Origin of the sequence: Paenibacillus sp. GD4, from assembly GCF_030846225.1 — a bacterium.
GTDB classification, from domain to species: domain Bacteria; phylum Bacillota; class Bacilli; order Paenibacillales; family NBRC-103111; genus Paenibacillus_G; species Paenibacillus_G silviterrae.
The window spans coordinates 4460215-4479496 of sequence record NZ_JAVCYK010000001.1 but is presented as its reverse complement, the minus strand read 5'-3'; the positions used below and the strand labels follow the sequence as shown (position 1 = coordinate 4479496).

At 51.1% G+C, this 19282-nt stretch carries 18 protein-coding genes; all 18 read right to left on the bottom strand.

The genetic code is table 11. The features are described from left to right. Positions 1-26 precede the first annotated feature (26 nt). The 18 genes from RAC89_RS21190 to dnaJ all read right to left on the bottom strand — a co-directional run bounded on the left by RAC89_RS21190 (position 27) and on the right by dnaJ (position 19184). Complete coding sequence (locus RAC89_RS21190; RefSeq protein ID WP_306615655.1) at positions 27-2099, bottom strand: chemotaxis protein CheA; 2073 nt, start codon at positions 2097-2099, stop codon at positions 27-29. 11 nt (positions 2100-2110) lie between these two features. After that, complete coding sequence (locus RAC89_RS21185) at positions 2111-2530, bottom strand: chemotaxis protein CheW (RefSeq protein ID WP_306615654.1); 420 nt, start codon at positions 2528-2530, stop codon at positions 2111-2113. A 314-nt stretch (positions 2531-2844) separates the two neighbouring features. After that, complete coding sequence (locus RAC89_RS21180; RefSeq protein ID WP_306615653.1) at positions 2845-3498, bottom strand: response regulator transcription factor; 654 nt, start codon at positions 3496-3498, stop codon at positions 2845-2847. A gap of 25 nt (positions 3499-3523) precedes the next feature. Next, positions 3524-6979, bottom strand: coding sequence for a PAS domain-containing sensor histidine kinase (locus tag RAC89_RS21175; protein WP_306615652.1), 3456 nt, complete (start codon positions 6977-6979; stop codon positions 3524-3526). Positions 6980-7110: 131 nt separating this feature from the next. Then, on the bottom strand, positions 7111-8700 hold the full coding sequence (locus RAC89_RS21170) for a DUF4179 domain-containing protein (protein ID WP_306615651.1): 1590 nt from the start codon (positions 8698-8700) through the stop codon (positions 7111-7113). Continuing rightward, positions 8678-9250, bottom strand: a complete 573-nt coding sequence (locus tag RAC89_RS21165; RefSeq protein WP_306615650.1) for an RNA polymerase sigma factor — start codon at positions 9248-9250, stop codon at positions 8678-8680. The genes RAC89_RS21170 and RAC89_RS21165 overlap by 23 nt, the downstream gene beginning before the upstream one ends. A 112-nt stretch (positions 9251-9362) precedes the next feature. After that, entirely contained in the window at positions 9363-9668 is a 306-nt protein-coding gene (locus RAC89_RS21160) for a Dabb family protein (RefSeq protein ID WP_306615649.1), read from the bottom strand. 21 nt (positions 9669-9689) lie between these two features. Continuing rightward, positions 9690-10433, bottom strand: coding sequence for a Bax inhibitor-1/YccA family protein (locus RAC89_RS21155; protein WP_306615648.1), 744 nt, complete (start codon positions 10431-10433; stop codon positions 9690-9692). A 313-nt stretch (positions 10434-10746) separates the two neighbouring features. Next, complete coding sequence (locus tag RAC89_RS21150) at positions 10747-12123, bottom strand: class I SAM-dependent rRNA methyltransferase (protein ID WP_306615647.1); 1377 nt, start codon at positions 12121-12123, stop codon at positions 10747-10749. Between the two features lie 26 nt (positions 12124-12149). Next, entirely contained in the window at positions 12150-12833 is a 684-nt protein-coding gene (gene deoC, locus RAC89_RS21145) for a deoxyribose-phosphate aldolase (RefSeq protein ID WP_306615646.1), read from the bottom strand. After that, positions 12833-13264: an NUDIX hydrolase gene (locus RAC89_RS21140; RefSeq protein WP_306615645.1), complete on the bottom strand. Its 432-nt coding sequence runs from the start codon at positions 13262-13264 to the stop codon at positions 12833-12835. The genes deoC and RAC89_RS21140 overlap by 1 nt, the downstream gene beginning before the upstream one ends. Positions 13265-13361: 97 nt before the next feature. After that, on the bottom strand, positions 13362-14711 hold the full coding sequence (mtaB, locus tag RAC89_RS21135) for a tRNA (N(6)-L-threonylcarbamoyladenosine(37)-C(2))-methylthiotransferase MtaB (RefSeq protein ID WP_306615644.1): 1350 nt from the start codon (positions 14709-14711) through the stop codon (positions 13362-13364). Then, positions 14711-15481 carry a 16S rRNA (uracil(1498)-N(3))-methyltransferase gene (locus RAC89_RS21130; RefSeq protein ID WP_306615643.1) on the bottom strand — a complete coding sequence of 257 codons (771 nt, stop codon included), beginning with the start codon at positions 15479-15481 and terminating at the stop codon, positions 14711-14713. Before RAC89_RS21130 ends, mtaB begins: the two co-directional genes overlap by 1 nt. Positions 15482-15574: 93 nt before the next feature. Continuing rightward, complete coding sequence (locus RAC89_RS21125) at positions 15575-16246, bottom strand: site-2 protease family protein (protein WP_306615642.1); 672 nt, start codon at positions 16244-16246, stop codon at positions 15575-15577. A gap of 12 nt (positions 16247-16258) precedes the next feature. Then, the gene (prmA, locus tag RAC89_RS21120) at positions 16259-17239 is read right to left on the bottom strand and encodes a 50S ribosomal protein L11 methyltransferase (RefSeq protein ID WP_306615641.1); all 981 of its coding nucleotides are present in this window, start codon (positions 17237-17239) and stop codon (positions 16259-16261) included. A gap of 120 nt (positions 17240-17359) precedes the next feature. After that, positions 17360-17755, bottom strand: a complete 396-nt coding sequence (locus RAC89_RS21115; protein ID WP_306615640.1) for a hypothetical protein — start codon at positions 17753-17755, stop codon at positions 17360-17362. Between the two features lie 21 nt (positions 17756-17776). Further along, positions 17777-17926: a YfhD family protein gene (locus tag RAC89_RS21110; RefSeq protein WP_284638671.1), complete on the bottom strand. Its 150-nt coding sequence runs from the start codon at positions 17924-17926 to the stop codon at positions 17777-17779. 130 nt (positions 17927-18056) lie between these two features. Then, positions 18057-19184: a molecular chaperone DnaJ gene (gene dnaJ / locus RAC89_RS21105; protein WP_284638670.1), complete on the bottom strand. Its 1128-nt coding sequence runs from the start codon at positions 19182-19184 to the stop codon at positions 18057-18059. Positions 19185-19282: the final 98 nt, after the last annotated feature.

The following is a 19282-nucleotide window of genomic DNA, read 5'->3' as shown; positions in this document are numbered from 1 at the left end:
GGCCCGACGCATTTGAACTCGGTGGTTTATACTACCTCTTCCGTTTCTTCTTGCACATAGGATCTCTCCTTGTGGACGAGCTTGCCGATGCCGGTGATATCCAGAATCAATGCCACGCTGCCATCGCCAAGTATCGTCGCACCGGACACCCCTTCGATTTTTCCGACGTAAGAACCGATGGACTTGACCACAATCTCCTGATTGCCTATTAATTCATCGACCACGAGGCCTACCCGTTTTTCCGCGATCCCGATGATGACGACGAACACATTATGCGTCCTTCGTTTACTTCGCTGCAGCTTAAAATGATCATGCAGCCAAATTAACGGATGCACCTGGTCTCTTATTTTCACTACCGTTTGACCTTTAATGGATTGTATTTCTTTTTTCGGCAGTCTTACAATTTCAATGACGCTGCTCATCGGCAGCGCATAGGTCGTTTCCCTAAGCTTTATCAGCAATCCTCGGAGGATGGCCAATGTCAAAGGCAGCTTGATCGTGAATTTCGTGCCTTTACCCTGCACGCTTTCCAAATCGATGATGCCGTTCAGCTTCTCTATATGGCTCCGAACGATATCCATGCCGACGCCCCGGCCGGAAATATCGCTAACCGTTGAAGCCGTGGAAAAACCAGGCATGAAAATCAGCTTTTTTATTTCCTGCTCGGTTAAAGCTTCAGCCTGCTGGGCAGTGATAAGCCCTTTACGCATGGCCGATTGTTTGACTTTGTCTGCATGAATCCCTGCACCGTCGTCCTCAATGGTCAAGACCACTTGGTTTTCCTGATGATGGGCTGATATTCGAACTGTACCCTGGGCGGGTTTACCGAGACTTCGACGTTCGCCCGCTTCCTCAATGCCGTGATCGATCGAATTGCGTATGAGATGTAGTAACGGATCGCTAATTTCTTCGATGACAGTACGGTCCAGCTCGGTTTCCCTCCCCTCGATCACTAGATTAATATTTTTGTCTAATGACTTGGACAGGTCCCGCACCATGCGGGGGAATCGGCTAAACAATTGATCGATCGGTAGCATTCGCGTCTTCATCACCGATTCCTGCAATTCTCCGATGACTCTGGATATGTGATTGGAGATTTGATCCAGATCATCCAGAGCTTCGTCGTTCGCGATAAGCTCACGCAGCACATGGCCGGCTTGTGCGATTCGGGTCTGATCGATAACCAATTCACCTACGAGATTCATGAGGCTCTCCAGACGTTCTACATCCACCCGAATGGTTTGCCCTACCTTTTTTATTTCATCCTCCGCTTTTTCTTTCGGCATCGGAGCTGTATTGGAGGCTTCAAAGCTCTTTTTGTCCGTTTCACTGTTTGCATTGGATTGGGGAGAAGGGGGTTCTCCCTGTTCCAGAGGAACCACATCAATCTGCTTCATATCCAGCAGGTGATTGATCTTATCCTTAATCTGCTCGGGAGTAAGTTCGCTCACAACGATATAGGAGACGACATCGGGAGCGAAATCCGTGCTGCAAGCTCCATCCTCCAAGTCCGGGTTTGAAGCTAGTACGTCGCCTACTTCTTTTAGCTGGTTGAATGCAATGTATGCCCTCGCGAGCTTCATTTCACATTGCTCGTAGAAGGTAACTGTACAAACCCAGCACCGCTGACCCGGCATTAGCTTCGATGCCTGTTCGATCGTCCAACCAGCATGGTCGTTTCGCGCAGGCTTCGGTACGTCGGCAGCTTGCGGCCGATCCTTTTCCAGCAGCCGCAATTGAGCGACGACATCATCGATCCTCGTATTTCGCCCTCTGCCGCTTTCGATTTCACCCTTCAACTCACTTAACCGGTCCAAGCAAGTAAATAATACATCGACGACTTGCCCGTTAATCGCCAATGCATGGTTGCGGATTTTATCCAAGATGTTCTCCATCTCATGCGTCAACTGCTTCATTTCGATATACCCCATTGCCGCCGATGACCCTTTCAAGGTATGGGCTACCCGAAATATGCTTTGTATGGTTTGCGGAGATTCCCCCTCGCGCTCCAGCTTCAAAATATCTTGCTCTAACAGCTGCAGCTGCTCGTTAACCTCAGCGAGAAACACTGCAATAAGCTCTGAACGATCGAAGCTCATCTCTTCGCCTCCTAATCATTCAATACACGATGAATATGTAATATACTGACAAGCTCATTCCCGGAATAACCGACGCCGTCGAAATAGCTTTCTTCCAGGCCCGAAACAATATCGTTCGCACTCTGAATCTCCGAAAATCGGGTTACCTCTCTGACCGCATCGACAATGATCCCGACAATGTCTTCCCGACAATTCACTACAACGATCCGGGTGGATTTGGTAACCTTTACTTCAGGAAAACCAAATCTTTTGCGCAGACTAATGATAGGAACAATCTTTCCGCGCAAATTTGTAACTCCCTCCAAGTAATGCTTGCTGTTCGGTACTTCGGTAATTTTCTGCATCTTTATAATCTCATGGATATCAGAAATATTAAGCGCGTATTTTTCGTCACCCATTTCTACAACGATATATTGATCCGCTGCACACATCTATACCCCTCCTAGTATTAGGTATTTTGGACTATGTAATATTCATCTCACTCTGATTATATAGGCGTATATCCCCCCTGTAACCGAAAAACCCTTTCGTGACCACGCAAAAAATATGTAGAATAACGCAATTATTTGTCGAACTGTGACACATGTCATAGAATTCATGTTTATGCACACGGGATAGAATGCTGTTTGTACGCAAAAAAAACCGCCTATCCAGGCGGCTTTGATACTACATGTTAACGAGACGGTGCGGCAAAAAGAAACTAGTTCCCGTAGCCGGGCTTTCCTGCGCGGCCGCGCAATCCGTTTCATTGTACGAAATCGGATTCCGACAGCAATCCCATTTCTTTGGCTTTCATGACAACTTGAATTCTGGATTTCACGTTGAATTTTTGAAACAACGCAGTCAAGCTATACTCTAATGATCGTTGGCTCATATGCAAATTCTCGGAAATTTTCCTGTTACTGTACCCGTTGGCGATTCCCTTCAAAATTTTATATTCCTGAGTACTTATCGGCAGGTTATCGGTTTCCTTTGCTTCCTCCGGATGAGCGGCGACTTTTCTTAGCTGTTTTACCAGTGAAGTCGGCAGCACCGTTTCCCCTCGCAACGCACAACGAACCGCAGTAACCAGCTGCTCCTTATTCGCGGTTTTTGACACGAATCCGTGGATCCCTGCTTCCATCATCAAATTAAAATGATTTTTGCAATCGAAGCCGGTGTAAATCAGAATGACGGCCTCCGTATCCCGGCTTATGATTTGCTTTGCCAGATCAATTCCGTTAATATCCGGCATTTGCATATCGACAAGGATCAGATCAAAACGTCGTTTAGCCGCCATCTCGATCGCTTCCGGACCGCCCCCTGCCAAAGTGACCCTAATATCTCCTTCTTGCTCCAGCAACATCCTCGTGCCCTCCATGACTGCCGGGTGGTCATCAACAAGTAAGATTTCAATCATTCTCTTCTTCCCCCCTCTTATTTACCTATAAGACTCTCCCCGAAACAGGTATAGAGATACGGATAGAAAGTCCATTATTCAGCGAGGAATGAAACGAGATGCCACCATCCATACTGCGGACCCTTTGCTCCATACCGTACACACCCATGCTTGCAAAGGAATCCCCCAGCGCACTTACCTCCATGCCTATACCGTTATCCTCGTAAAGAAGATGAATTTGTTCTGCATCGCTTGCTAAAGTGAGTATCACCTCGGTAGCGTTGGAATGCTTGGCCGCATTTGCCAAAAGCTCCTGCACGATACGGTATAAGCCTAACAGCTGATCGTCCGTCAAGGCTTGGGAAAAAGCCGATGCGTCGAATGCTACGGAGAAATCAGCGCGTAATTGCGTGATTTCGAATAAAGCCTCCAAGGAGGAGACAATGCCCTCTTCTTTCAGCATCGGCGGCCGCAATTCATTACACGTAAGCCGTATTTGATAAATGACGTCGAGCAAGCCTTGCGTAATTTGCTGCAGCTGCTCCCTAAGTGCCGGTGAGAACGACGGATTGGTCGACAGCTGATCCAGCTTTCGGTACCAGATGATCTGTTCTTGCAGCGCCGAATCGTGCAAATCCTGAGACAACCGTTTTCTTTCATTTTCGGCCAGATTGAACAAGAGCCGCAAAAGCCATGAAGGCGTAGCCTGATTGGCTGCCAATTCTTCAAGCTCCTTTGTCAAATCCTCTATCATCCGAAAGTTATCATATAGAACGCTGACGTAACGGGTAATGGTTTTAAGCCATACTCTTTTTGAATTGATTTCCAGAGCTTGCGGTTTTGGAGCGATGCCAACGACCAGCATCGATCCGCTAGTGTCGGCGATTTTCAAAAAGTAACCGTCCGTCACTTCAAATAATTCGCATAGCGGAAGGGTTCGCAGATGTACATTAACAATCTCTTTAATAAACGAATTATCTACCGAAAGCTGGCTGTGCTTTAGGCTGACTTGGTTACCTTTGTCCACCTCAAAAAGATAAACCTTATCTACCTTCATCGTATCCTCAATTTCTTTGATTAAACGCTTTTCCATCTCCGTTACTCTCATCACGCCAAAAAGATCCAGCGAGAATCGGTCTAAGCTGGTCTGTAACCGGTAATATCGCTCTTCACTTTCTCGAATAAGCTGTTCCATGGCCTTTCTGTCCGCTTCCGCCTGCTTTCGATCCGTGATATCGCGGATTAAGGACAGCCCTGCATGCTTGCCCATATTGGGAAGCGGAACCGTAACGGTTTCCACGTCAATGACGGCTCCGTCCAGCCGGACAAATTTCTGTTCCATTGGCAAGGCACCTAAGGCTCGTTCATACACGGCGGCCAGACGCTGCCTTGCTGCTTCGCGAAAATCAGGATGGATGTTATCAAGCAAGGAACGTCCGAGGATCTCATCCATGCTTGACGCTCCGAATAAGGAAACGCCTGCCGGATTGACATATTCGAACGTGTATTCGCTGTGCACCACGAGCGCCTCCGGTGATAATTCGATCAGCCGGCGGTTTAGTTCCTCGCTTTGCTGCAGCGCTCGTTCCGCTTGTTTTCGATCGGTGATATCTTCAAAGACGATCTCTACAGTAGCGGATTTGCTGTCGAATATGGATGATATCTTAATATCAATCGTTCGTCCGTCCAAACGCACGAGACGGTATTCGCCGGGAGTGGAGCAGCCCATATGAAACATCATCTGCGCCCGATCCTTCACTAGTGCCAAATCATCGGGATGGATCCACTGCGTTACCTTCGTGCCTATGATATCCTCCGGACGCTCCACACCCATAAGCTTCAAAGCGGAGAGATTCATATACTTCACCGTTTCTTGAGTGCAAACCGCAATGGCCATCGGGGAAAGCTCTACCAGCCTGCGATAATGTTCTTCGCTTTCCTGAAGAGCCCTTTCCATCCTTTTCCGATTCGTAATATCGTTAAACAGCGCCAAAGTGGACTTTGTTCTTTCATCATGTAAACTGATAATTTCCACTTCGACCTCTTCCCGGTCCTGACGGAGTAAGGTATACTCTACAGGCCCGGCGTATTTATGTTCCAGCACCTTCCGCACTCTTTCCCGTGCTAGATCCATACAATCCGGGTGAACAATCTCATAAACAGATTTCCCTATGATCTCGTCATCGCTATCGGCGCCCAGCAGCTTCATCGCGGCAGCATTCACATGGATGAATTTGCCGTTGCTGTGCGTTGCCATCGGCTGCATCGAATGGTCCAACAGCAAGCGATATCGTTTCTCGCTTTCCACAAGCTCCTTTTCCGATCGAATATTCTCTGTAATATCTCTTGAAACGAAAATAACGCTGTCTACTTCCCCCTGCACATCCTTAACCGGAGTGATTAAGGAATCGAAATGAACCGATCCTCCCTCATTATGAACTAAACGAAACCGAACCGGGGCCACTTCCCCTGTCAGCACCGTTTGTTCGAATAGTTTAGCAATGGGGGCCAAATCCTCAGGATGAATGTAGTCGAATCCGTTTGTGCCTGTCATGCTTTCGCTATTGTAGCCCAATATTTTGCCAAAGCTCGGGGAAGCATAGCGCATGACCCCATTACGGTCAACGCTTCCCAGGAGATCCGTCATGTTTTCCGCAATGAGCCGGTACTTCGCTTCACTTTGGGTCAGCTCCTGCTCCAGCTGCTTACGCGAGGAAATATCCAGCACCACTCCATGAAGGCGAATCATTGCCCCTCCTTCCAGCTTCGTAATGATTCGATTTTGAACCCAACGAATCTGTCCATCGGCATCAATGATTCGATATTCACTCGTATCTGAAAGTCCAAGGCGAAGATTCAAGGATAATTGCTCGAAAATTTCCAAATCATCCGGGTGGATGATGCCTACCCATGAGTCGCGGTTGATGAACACTTCCCTCGGATACCCTGTAATCTTGGTTAATCCTAATGAAACGAATAACATTGCACCTGCCGTATAATCGTACGACCAGATGCCTAAATCAACCGTATCCAATATATTCTGAAGCATCTCGAGGTTTTGTTCAGCTTGCTGCTGAGCTGCCTTCTTTTCTGTAATGTTGATGGCAAGCCCATTGACCTTCACTACCTGGTTTAATTTATCCATTACAGGGTTGCATGTGCAATGAACCCATCGGATTTTGCCATCCGGAGTAATGATCCTATGCTCGAATTCGCCGGGAATCCCGGAAGCAGCACTGTTCATTTGTTCGTACCATTGGGACCTATCGTCGGGATGAATTACTTCCCTCCAAAGCTTTGCATCTCGCTCAAACGCTTCACGGGTATATCCGTACACCTGCTCATAACCCGACGATAGATCGAACCGATCCGTTGCTATTTCATATGACCAAAGGGCTCCGCCCATATTGTCGAATAGGTCGGAGAAACGCCGCTTGGTTTGCTCTAATTCCCTGGTAAGCTGATCTATTACTTTCTGCGATTCATTCATGTTGGTATTCATGCTGTCATTCACTTCTCATTCAACTATAGTAATGTATGAAATAAATGTAATATACATTTTGTTAGAATTATACCATCAATGTAACTGGAATTTAACAAATCAAAAACTGTCAATTACCGCCGCATATAGCTTTACCGCTTCTCTCTCACCTCGACAGACCTTTCGATGATTGGATAAAATTTATTAACTACCTTCCGCACTAGCGTCACCCGCTCGGGGAGCGAGGTCAACTCCTGCATTCGAAATTGGAATAAGACGGAAGGATCCGCACTTGCGCCGCTTAGCACAAATAGCCCATTCTCTCCGCTGATTGCCCCTCTGCCGTCCACCCTGAACTCCCGTCCATCTGCCGTTTTTAGGCTCCAGCCCTCCGTAAGACGCTCGTTCATAAACGTTCCTTCCACATGCAGTGCCGCTTCTACCTTATCGCTCTTGGGATCTGGACTCGGCTCCAAGGTGAATCTCCTGATGATCAGCACATCCCCTTCCGCCCGGAACGTCACAGGCTCCTGTGCCAGCTGATTCGTGACCAGCTCCACCGCTGTACCGTCGGTCTGGGCAACGGTAAACCCGTCCCACACAAAACGGTAGGAACTATCCTCCGGCAAGTACTTGAAGGTATAGCTGTGACGCATGATGCCTGGCTTCTCTCCCGGCAGCTTTTGATAGCTCATCAGGCTGTCTCTATGGGGCATCATTCTGCTGTTCACGCTATGGATTTCTTCCCCCGATTCATCTTCGAAATGAAAGCTCAGCTCCTGCTCCTTCCACAGGTCTCCCGGCGAGCGAACGATTGCTTCGCTGCTAAGCTCCGTTTCCAGCTCGAGCCGCACACCCTGCACCATGCGGGTCAGCTGCTTCAGCCGGACAGTCATACCTTCTTTTGCCGTGAGCTCACCCTGCAACGGAATAACCACCGTTTGGGCCTTGGCCTCGCGTAAATCCATAGCGAAGCTGAAATTCCACTGCCCCTCCACGAAAGGCAGCCTCTGTATCTCGTTGCCAAGCCGGCGGATCGTGCCTTCCACATAGATTTTGTCCGCTTGAATCGGCTCCGGAAAAAATGCGACCATATAGTAAAAATCGCCTGTTAGCCCCATGTCATACATTTGCCCCAGCAAACGTCCCTGTTCATCTTTAATTTGAATCTGATTTCCCGGAGCCATCGTCAGTCGGTCGTCATCATGGCGGCCGTCCGGTCCGAACAGCTGCAGCGCCATTACCACCCTAGTCGGGTCCGCCACAGTCTCCTCAATTTTGAGCGTGTACCCTTGATCCTTCACCTTAATCCCCGGGTTGTGCACGATCCCCAGCTCCTGTGCCCGTAAAAGCCCGATATCAACGTTATCGCGGCTAAATAACGAGCGGACCATCTCAGCTACGGTGGGCCCATTCAAAGCCAGCGCAGCAATAATCGTGAGAACCAGCACCCCGGCGGCAATTCGCGAATAACGGACTCCGGAAGTTGGGACGGCAGCCGGTTCCGCCTTCACCGGTTCGATTTCCACATCCTTCAAGGATGCCATTACCCGCTCCGTAAAATCCTCCGGAAGCTCTTCGCGAAACAATGACTCGGAATAAAACATCTGCTCCTGCAAAACGTCCTCAAACAGCTTTTGGCAGCAGGCACACACGGCTCTATGCAGCTCCAGTTCTTTTGTCTCTACGGAAGTGCTTGAGGCAAGGCAGCGATCCATTTCATCTCGTGTCCAACAATTCATTTACCGCTACCTCCTTCTCCGTCATTACCTGCTTAAGCCTTTGCTTTGCACGATACAGATCATTTTGTACCTTGCTGGTTGGAATGCCCAGCAATTCCCCTATTTCCTCGTAGCTTAAATCGCCGGTATATCTAAGCAGCAGAGCCTCCCGGTAGCCCCGGGGCAATTGCTCCAAATACACTAGAAGCTCCCTCTTTCTCTCTTCCAGAAGAAGCGCTTCCTCCGGACCTTTTTCACCTGAAGGCAGCTGCGAGTCCAGCTCGGTAAGCTCCATTCTTCGTTTTTTCCACTCATCCTTCACCAGGTTAGTCGCTATGGAATAAATCCAGGCTGCAAAGCTCCGTTCCTCCTGCCGGGCGGCCAATTTACGGTAAGCCCTTAGGAAGGTTTCTTGCGTCAGATCCTGCGCATCCTGCAAGCTTACTCCCATTCCCCGGATCACGTTATAGATCTTGTTCTTGTACTTATTTACCAGGAAGGCATATGCTTGCTTGTCACCCGCAAGTACGCGGCGGGTCAGCTCGCTGTCCTGCTCCCTCTCGTCCCTCATCCCTGTGCCACCACCTATTCTGTAAATATAGACGATGACCGACTGGAAATCTCTCACTTGAACAAAAGAAAAAGCCTAATCCGATGCTTTGGAATCGGACTAAGCTTTACTACTACCGGTGAATCGGATAATCCACTACAACCACGCTATCGAGGTAGCCGTCGAGCATCCGCACGAATTCTTGATGAACCGGGTGCGGACCGTATTGCCGGAGCGCTTCCCGGTCCTCGAAGGTCACCCGCAAGCCGAGACTATAGCCATGCCTATTTTCCGTTTCTTCCGTCACGTTCACTCCTGCCGTAAGCTCCACTATCCCTGGGATGCTCCCCTTGAAGGTATGCAGCTTATCAATCAGCCTTGCCGCAAGCTCCGGCGTATAGCTGCCGTTAAATTTAAATGAAACCAAGTGTTCGAACATCGATTATTTCCTCCCCCCGGCTTAGTCGCGGCTCCGCAGCTTGGACAGCAGACGAAGAATTTCAATATAGAGCCACACGAGAGTAACCAGCAAGCCGAAGGCGCCGTACCATTCCATATACTTCGGTGCATTCCTTTTGGCGCCATTTTCGATAAAATCGAAATCCAAAACGAGGTTCAGCGCAGCAATGACAACAATGACTAAGGAGATCCCGATGCCAATCGCCCCCGTATCGTGCAAATAGGGCACCTGCATGCCGAAGAAGCTGAGTACGATGTTGATCAAGTACACCAAAGCAATGCCGCCCGTCGCTGCTACGACACCCAGCTTGAAGTTTTCCGTAGCTTTAATCAGCCTGGTCTTGTAAGCAAGCAGCAAGGCAATAAACACGCCGAAGGTCAGCAGCACCGCCTGTACCGTAATGCCGGAGAACGCAGCTTCATATCTTGCCGATAAGCCGCCGATGAACAAACCCTCGAGCGCGGCATAGACCGGCACAAGATACGGTGACGTCGTCGGCTTGAAAATAATCACCAAGCTGAGAATAAATCCCCCGATAACTCCTGCAGCCAAGTAAGGAGCAACATTGTGACCGTTGAAGTACATGTTCCAGGTATAAAAGGCTGCCCCCAGCAAAATCGCCAGCGAAATAAACGCTTTGTTGACTGTACCATCGATGGTCATCGTGCTTCCGATAGACGAGCCCCTTTGTCTTTCGAACGTATCCTCGTTTAACGCCGGATTTCCGCTCCTGCCATAATTCAATGGATATCCACCTCTTTTTGTATGGTTAATTACTGTTTCGACAATGAATGCTCGATTTCCTACTTATGGTTATCCATCCTTACCAAATTTCCCCTAAGATATCCTTAAGGTTTTCTCATAGACACGGCGAGCACCCTGCCTCCCTCTCTCGTCACTCACTTTTTTTATATTCCTTGAACCAAGCTTATATTCATAGGTAAGAGAACGTCGATACTCCCAAAGAAAAAACCACCGATAAAAGTCCATCGGTGGTTTTCGTTAAGATCCCTATTACTCCTGCGCGCCGCGGCGGCTGCCTGACGTTCTACTCAAGCTAGACCCTCTTCCGGCTCCGCACCTCGAAGATGGCGAACTTTAAGTAGTTCCCCTCGTCCACTCCAAGTATACGAGGATGATCTTTGCCTGCAGCCCGGTACTCCAGCAAACGCAGAACCTTCCCCGCGTCGACCGCTGCCGCATGAATTGTTTCCAGGAACAGCTCCGGCTTCATATGGTACGAGCAGCTTGCCGTCACAAGATATCCGCCCTCATTCACCAGCTTCATCCCGTGTAGGTTTATGTCCTTATATCCGCGGCAAGCTCCCTCTACCGCTCCTCGCGATTTGGCGAAGGCAGGAGGATCGAGAATGACCACGTCCCACGTGCGTCCTTTTCCCTCGAGAGGCTTCGAGGTATCCACCTTTTTCGAGGCGGCTTGCCCCCGCTCCTGCCTCTGTTCGATTCCATGCACCTGCTGGCGCAAATAATCGAACGCATCCGCTACGATAAATTCCACCCGATCCTCGAAGCCGTTCAGCTCCACATTGCGCTTCGCCGTCTCCACCGCATGCTCGGAAATGTCGAGACAGGTGACCTTCTTTGCCCCGAACTTGCACGCATGAAGGGTGAAGCTGCCGGTATGGGAGAAGCACTCGAGCACAGTAGCCCCATCCCAGTAAGGGAAGGTGACCTCCTTGCCTTTGGCATTCACAGGCATCCTGCGAAGGGTCCCGTTCTCATCCGCCTGCTCCTTCAATTCGATCCCGCTGCGCCGGCCCCAGCCTTTCATGAGCGGCTCTAGTGCCGCCCGGTTTTCCCGCTGATCGAAGAAGTAACCCGTCTTCTGCCCCTCTACAATGTCCACCTCTAACAACAAACCGTTTTCACGAATGGTCACATGACGAGGACAGTCGCCGTACAATACTCCCGTCCGCTGCTCCAGGCCTTCCAGCTCACGTACAGCTACATCGCTGCGCTCATAAATGCCCTTAGGCTGCATGACTTCGATTAATGCGGAAATGATAGCATCCCTTGCCTGCTCCATGCCCAGGGTGAGAATCTGAACGACCAGCACATCCTCAAATTTATCTACCGTCAAGCCGGGTAAAAAATCCGCTTCACCGTAAACCAGACGATACGAGAGATTCTCGCCTAAGAAGCGTTCGCGATGCTCCCTGCAAGCTCGAATGCGCTCCACGAAAAAGTCGTGGGACATCGCTTCAAGAGGCTCGTTCGATACGATCCGAACCGCCATCTGAGACGCCGGATTATAATAACCTGTGGCCATATATTGGCCGGCATGCGTATGTACTGCGACAAGTGCGCCGGGAGCAGGCTCCCCTTCCGTCCGGTCGATTTCGGATTGGAAAATCCAAGGGTGTCCCGCTTCCAGCCGCTTCTTGCGATTTTTTTGTAAAATAACAACTGCCATGGCTGCTCACAGCCTCCTGCCTCTACTCAATAGGATGATGTTCCTGTCGTTCCGCTGACCAAAGCTACGCCGGAGCTGGTGCCGAGTCTCGTTGCCCCTGCTTCGATCATGCGCAAAGCGGTCTCGAGATCGCGGATGCCGCCGGAGGCCTTCACGCCTGTCGCTGCAGCCACATTCGCACGCATAAGACGAATATCCTCTACCGTTGCACCGCCGGGCCCGAAGCCTGTAGACGTTTTGACATAATGCGCTCCCGCTTCTTCAGACAGGCGGCAAGCGGCAATCTTTTGCTCGTCGTTCAGCTGCCCTGTCTCGAAAATGACCTTAACAATGGCTTGTCCCTTCACAGCTTCCACCACAGCGCGGATATCCTCCCGAACGGCATTATGCTCCCCGGCCATCAGCCGTCCTACTTGCAGGACCATGTCGATTTCCGAAGCGCCCTGCTCGGCAGCCTTCGCCGCCTCATAAGCCTTTACACCGCTGTCATTCGCCCCAAGCGGGAAGCCGCACACTACGCTGATTTTCACCTGCGAGCCTTTCAGGACATCCTGACAGTAAGGTACCCAGGTCCCGTTTACACACACACTGTAAAACCCATACTGCATCGCTTCCTCACAAAGCTTCCTCACACCCTGTGCGTTCGCATCCGCCTTAAGCAGCGTGTGATCAATGTAAGAAGGAAGCTGGCTCATGTTAAACGTACTCATTATCCCTTCACCTCATAGCCTAGCGCTTGCAGCGCCTTCATAAGTACCGAATCGTTGTTGCCGTAGCCTGCGTTCATTTGCTGCTGCCAGGCATCCCGCGGCGTAAGCCATTCCACTCCGCGAATCTCCTCCACCTGTGCCTGCAGCTTCCCCCCGGTAGCTTCGACCAGGAAGTAATGAACCTCTTTATCAATCAATCCTACCCCGGAAAGAGTAAATTGATAAGTAATCGTCTCCAGCGGCTGTACGATGGAACCGGTGATTCCCGTCTCTTCTAGGATTTCCCTAAGCGCTGTCTGTTCAATCGTCTCGCCGGTTTCCATTTTGCCTTTCGGCAGTGTAATTTTCCCATAGCGGTCCTGGATCATCTGGATTTGCAGCTGTCCCTCGAATCGCCTGTACACCACGCCTCCCGCGGAGATTTCCCTCATCGGTCTCCATCCTTCCCAAGTATTTTCAGAGCCTAACAAGAGAGAAGGACTCCAGCTTCGGCGTGTGCTTCAGCATGAAATCCTCCTCTCCTTTCGTTTATACGATCGCTTTCTTTTGTACGGAGGCTGACAGCGGGGCTTCTACAAGCTCTCCCCGCACTTCGTTGACACCCGCCTCCAGGATTTTCACCCGGCATACTTGTCCAACCCAATCTTCACTGCCTTGGAAAACCGTTTGGAGGTAGTTATCGGAATACCCCATGATCAAGCCGCTGTTCGGCTGACCCTTGTATTCCCGCTCCGGAATAATCTCCAGCACCTGCCCGACGAATTTCTTGGCGTAAGCAAGCTGCATCCGTTCGGACAAATCGATCAGCTCATGAACGCGGGCATTTTTCAGCTCCTCGTCGATCTGATCCTCCATCCGTGCTGCAGGCGTACCGGTTCGCTTCGAATAAGGGAAGACATGCATTTCCGAGAATTGCATCTGCTCCATGAAGCGATAACCGTTTCGGAACATTTCCTCGGTTTCACCGGGGAAGCCCACGATGACATCCGTAGTAATCGCAGCACCCGGCATGATGCGGTGAATTCGCTCGATCTTGTTTCCGAATTCGGCCGTCGTGTATTTGCGTCGCATCCGCTTGAGTACGTCGTCATCTCCGGCTTGGAGCGGAATGTGCAGGTGACGGCACATTTTATCAGAACCGTTCAGCACCTCAAGCACTTCGTCGGTAATCTGGCTCGCTTCAATCGAGGAAATCCGAATCCGTTTCAGCCCGTCCACCTTATCGAGATCCCACAGCAGCCTGGCCAGGCTGTAATCCTCTATATCCTCGCCGTAGCCGCCCGTATGAATGCCCGTCAGAACGATTTCCTTATACCCGGCATCCACCAGCATTCTGGCCTGTTGGAGCACGCTTTGAGGCTCTCTGCTGCGCATCAAACCGCGGGACCAAGGAATGATACAGAACGTGCAAAAGTTGTTGCAGCCCTCTTGAATCTTAAGAAACGCGCGAGTGCGGTCGGCAAAATCGGGCACATCCAGTTCCTCGAATTGCCTTGTTTTCATGATGTTGCGCACCGCATTAATCGGTTGACGCTCGTTCTGGAGCTGCTGCACATAGGTCAAGATTTTATCCCGATCCTGCGTACCGATGACCAGATCGACCCCGGGAATCTCAAGGATTTCCGCAGGGGAGGTCTGCGCGTAACAGCCGGTGACGGCCACGATCGCTTCCGGGTTGCGGCGTACGGCCCGGCGGATCATCTGTCGACTTTTTTTATCTCCCGTGTTGGTTACGGTACAAGTATTGATCACATACACATCGGCAGTCGATTCAAAATCCACCTGCTCATAGCCCTCTTGCTTGAACAGCTGCCAGATCGCTTCCGTGTCGTAGAAGTTCACTTTGCATCCCAAAGTATGAAATGCGATACTTGGCATTATGCTTCTCCTCCCATCTCTCCAGCTTCATATAAAATGCACGTCAGCCCTACCATTGCGGCTGTTTCCGTACGTAGAATTCTTCGTCCGAGGCTGATCGAACGGCTACCTGCGGCTTCCGCTGCAGCTACTTCCTGCTCCGTAAACCCGCCTTCAGGCCCTACGATCAGAAGAAGGGTCGGTTTTCCTTCTTTTTTGGCAGCGTCGCTTAAAGCCTTTTTAATGGCGGCTTTCAGCTCCATCCCGCTTTCCTTCTCATAGCAAATCCAGGAGGCGTCCGCTTGCTCGGACCGCTTTAGCAGCTCCTTCCAGGATAGAGGCGATTCCACTATCGGCACCCGACTGCGGTGCGCCTGCTCCGCCGCCTCCTTGGCGATCTTTTGCCACCGCTCCACACGCTTCGCTTCCTTCTTCGCCTCAAGCTGAACAATCGTCCGCTCCGAGACAAATGGCAGGAACCGGCTCGCACCGATCTCCGTTCCTTTCTGGATGACAAGCTCCATCTTGTCTCCCTTCGGCAAGCTCTGCGCGATCCATACTTCGACCGCCGGCTCCCCGGTCATCGGACGGTGCTCCACGATGTCTGCGGTAACGCGGTCCTTCTCCAGCAAGGTGAAGCGGACCAAAGCTTCGCGGCTGATCCCGTCGCTGACAATACATTCGTCACCTGGCTCCGAGCGCAATACGCGGACCACGTGATGAGCGTCGTCGCCGGTAATCGTCACTTCCCGCTCGCCAAACTGCTGCGGATTAATAAAATAACGCTGCATGGGATTCCTCCTGCAAATAACCAACCTACATCATACACCGATTTCGTTCAAAAAACCAGTATTTCCAGCATTTCATAGGTGCAAGCTCATCGGCTAAAATATCAAACTCAGCACCGTGGAAAAGGCGCGTAAAATATCGCTTTCCAGGCCGAATATCGGACCTAGCGTTACCGCGCGAAGCGGCGGTATGAAAAACAACAGCAAAATGATATAGAAAAACCATTGCTCGTACTGCTTCATTCGCAGGGCCAGCGACCTTGGGAGAACGTCCTCCAAAATCCGATAGCCGTCAAGCGGGGGGAACGGCAGCAAGTTCAGGATAAACAAGAAAATATTCAATCGAATCAAATATTCAAAAAATAATTTCACCGCATCCACGACGCCCTTGCTCGACTGGTCGATCCAATGGAACTCGAAGATCATTGCATAAATCAATAAGCTGATAAAGGCCAATACGAGATTACTGAACGGCCCCGCGAAGGAAACGGCAATCCCCATCCCTCTCGGATTTTTAAAGCGGGAGCGGTTGACGAGCACAGGCTTCGCCCAACCGATGCCGACCAGCAGGAAAAAAATCATTCCCAGTACATCTAAATGGACCCTCGGGTTTAAAGTGACCCGCCCCATGGAACGAGGTGTAGGGTCACCAAACCGGTCGGCCAAATAGGCATGGGCAAATTCATGTACGGAGAAGCTCAGCATCAGCACCAGAAACACGAACGGCAAATGCTCGAGCGGATAAGCTAAGAACGAGTTCCAATCCATAGCTTCACCGTCCTATGGCTTGACAGCCACGATGACGACCCAATCCTGGTCCTCATTATGGTGCGAAATCTTGAAGCCAGCTGCGACGAGCGCATCCTGAACGAGCTGCTGCTTGCTCTGGATGACACCGGAAACAATGTAGCGGCCGCCCGACTCAAGCACGTCATATACATCCTTAATAAACAGAAGGATAATCTCAGCAAGAATATTCGCCACGACGACCTTCACCGGAAGCTTCACGCCAAGCGCTCCGGCCTGCTCTCCGCCGCTTTCGCTGTCGCGGAATACTTGCAGCAGGTCGCTCAGTCTTACCGTAATACGGTCCGACATGCCGTTCAAACGGATATTCTCGGTCGCACTGGAAACAGCCACCGGATCGAGATCCACGGCAAGCACGTGTCTGGCGCCCAGCTTCGCGGCGGCAATGGCCAAAATGCCGGAGCCTGTCCCCACATCGATGACATCCTCTCCGCCCTGAAGCTCCTGTTCCAGTGTTTTCAAGCATAGCGACGTGGTGGCATGCGTACCGGTTCCGAAAGCCATGCCGGGGTCAAGCTCAAGAATAAGCTCCTCAGGGGACGGTGTATACTCTTCCCAGGTCGGCTTAATGGTCAGGCGTTCGGTAATACGGATCGGTTTAAAATATTGCTTCCAGGCATTCGCCCAATCCTCGTCGTCAACCTCTTGAAGCTCATAGGCAGGATTGCCGGTATCAATATCATACTCGGAAAGCTCATCAACTCTGACCTTCAGCTCCGAGAGGATGGACTCCATCTCCGTTCCCTCGGAGAAATATCCTTTAATGACCGCACGCCCTTCCGGAATATCGTTCAGCGGCGTTTCGTACCATTGGCCTAAGGATGTGTCCCTCTTCTTATTGAGTGTCCCGGATTCCTCTATCGACACGCCTCCGGCCCCAAGCTCGTGTATAAAGTTCGAGATCATTTCGATCGCTTCTTCTGTCGTATGTACGGTAATTTCATGCCAGCGCAATGGGTATGCCCTCCTAATCCTTCAGTCATGCTTCTTAAAGCACATAATTCCCAGTATACAATAAAGGCATACCAGATACAACGAAAGAACCCCCTTCGACCGGGAAGGGGGCATTGCAGCTTACAGGCTGCCGCCTGCGTCCTGAATTACACGAACTGCTTGCTCATACACGGATTCATCGACAGACGCCGTGAGAAGCGTGTCCTTAAGCGAATTATCTGACGGATCCGTACGGTAAAAGTTATAGTCGCCGCCCGCTGCAAGTCCGCTCGCTTCCGGAGATGCGGCCATTAGGACGCGTGCATCCTGATTCGTCGATTCGGAGCCTAAGGTCAAGTAAGGAAGTCCCGGAAAATCGCTCGTCAATGGATTGATCGTCTCGCCGACGCCATTCCCGGGAACAACGCCGAATTTGCTCACGGATACGCCGGTGGCGCGCAGCGCCTCCAGCTTCCTTACGGCGCGATCCGCCTCCGAGCTGGAATGAAAATATGCCATAATACTGCGTTCTGCCATTGCTCTAGCCTCCCTGCTGATTTACTGCTGCTGTCTGGCATCCGCCTGATCGCCGCGTTCAGCCGCCTCCATATCGTCGGCATCCGCGAGCTCAGCGGAAAATTCCACGTCTTCGTTCTTTGCGATAGGCAATTGACGGCTTCTTTCGTTCTGCTGCTTCTTGTTCGCCATGGTTCATCCTCCTCCCATTCAAATGAATTCGGCCTATACTGCTTCTATTGTCCGCAAAACCTGCTTGAATATGCAATGCAAAAAAGACACCCAGCTCCCTCCCGGGATGCATGAGTGTCTTCGAATGAGCTTAGTCGCCCAAAAACGCTTTTTTCATTCGTTCGAAAATCGATTGGTTTTGCTCGTGTGTGTGCTCTCCGTTCAGCTTGGAGAATTCGCGGAGCAGCTCCTTTTGCTCGTCGTTCAGATTGGTCGGCGTGACGACAACCACCTTGACATGCTGATCTCCTTGTCCGTAGCCGCGGAGTCTTGGAACTCCCTTGCCCTTCAAACGGAAATACGTATCCGTCTGTGTTCCGGCAGGGATCTTCAGCTTCACTTTTTCCGTTAAGGTAGGAATCTCGATCTCGTCTCCAAGCGCAGCCTGTGCGAAGGTCAACGGAACCTCGCAATAGATGTCATCGCCTTCCCGCTCGAAAAATTCGTGTGCCTTCACGCGAATCACGACATACAGATCCCCTGGAGGACCCCCGCGTGTTCCTGCTTCCCCTTCACCGGACACTCGGAGCTGAGCTCCGTCATCCACGCCTGCCGGAATGTTCAGGCTGATGGTGCGCTGCTTCTTTACTTTGCCCGTTCCGTGGCACGTATTACACTTATCTTTAATGATTTGGCCTTGTCCGTTACAAGCGGAACAAACGCGGCGGTTCACAATGCGGCCGAAAGCGGTGTTCTGAACGACCTCTTGCTGGCCGGACCCGTGACAAACGCCGCACGTCTCCGGCTTCGTCCCCGGCTTTGCGCCGTTGCCGTGACAAGTCTCGCACGTTTCCGTACGAGGAATGGTAATTTCCATCTTCTTGCCGAAGACCGCTTCCTTGAACTCGATCTGGAGCGTGTATTGCAGGTCGCTGCCGCGCTGCGGAGCATTCGGATTTCGTCTGCCTCCGCCCTGGCCGCCGAAGAACATGTCGAACAGATCCCCGAAGCCGCCGCCGAAGTCGGCGCCGCCAAAGCCCCCGCCGCCCATGCCCTGATTCGGGTCTACGTGCCCGTATCTGTCATAGGTTGCCTTCTTCTGGTCGTCGCTCAGGACATCGTAAGCTTCCTTCGCTTCCTTGAACTTTGCTTCGGCATCCGCCGCTTTATTGACATCCGGGTGGTACTGGCGGGCCATCTTCCGATAGGCCTTCTTGATATCCTCCTGCGAGGCGTCCTTATCCAGTCCAAGCACCTCGTAATAATCGCGTTTACTCATGGTTTTTCCTTCTCACTCCCCGCCTGAAAAACATCCCCACAGCTCTGATTATAAACCGACAAACGGAAAGTCAAAGCACGGACAAGTCCGGCTTTGAC